This is a genomic window from Rhodobacter sp. NSM (assembly GCF_052244495.1).
GTDB lineage: Bacteria > Pseudomonadota > Alphaproteobacteria > Rhodobacterales > Rhodobacteraceae > Cereibacter_A.
Window position 1 is genome coordinate 1 of the sequence record NZ_JBQPXH010000066.1, and the last position, 718, is coordinate 718.

The window sequence follows — 718 nt, forward strand, 5'->3', positions numbered from 1 at the left end:
TGTCCGAGAGGCGTTGTTGCAGAACTTCCGCCCGAGAGGATTCCCATCACGCATTCATCGCTTTAGACGGGTAGCATGACGAAGCCTGTACGCCGCCGCTATCGCACGACGAACTGGTCCACCTACAACCAGGCGCTCCGGAGGCGCGGATCTCTGCTGATCTGGCTGGACAAGGAGATGGCCTGGCTCGCGCCACGCCAAGGAAGACGGGGAGGCCGCCGGTGTTCTCGGATGCGGCGATCCAGTTCCGCCTGTCGATCAAGGGTGAAGGGCGCCCGGAAAACGGTCCTCAGGACCGTTTTCCGCCCTGTACGGGCGGAGCCCTGGTTCCGGCTGCCGCTGAGGCAGACCGCAGGCATGGTCGCCAGCCTCCTGCGCCTGGCCGGACTGGATTGGCCGGTTCCGGACTATTCCACCCTCTGCCGGAGGCAGAGGTCTCTGGCCGTCCGGATCCCGTACCGCCGCGCCGACGGCCCGCTGAACCTGCTGGTCGACAGCACCGGGATCAAGTTCCTCGGCGATGGCGAGTGGCAGGTCCGCAAGCACGGGGCGCAGGGCCGGCGCCAGTGGCGCAAGGTGCATCTGGCCATGGATGTGGCCACCTCCGACATCCGGGCCGTCGAATTCACCCCCAGCCCGCGACGGCGACAGCCCTGTCCTTCTCGAGCTGCTTGACCAGATCCCCGACGATGAGGAAATCGGCACCGTGACCGGCGAC

At 66.6% G+C, this 718-nt stretch carries 1 pseudogene; it reads left to right on the forward strand.

The features are described from left to right. Positions 1-177: 177 nt before the first annotated feature. Positions 178-718: pseudogene (locus ACTVZP_RS22300) on the forward strand (IS5 family transposase); the annotation flags it as partial.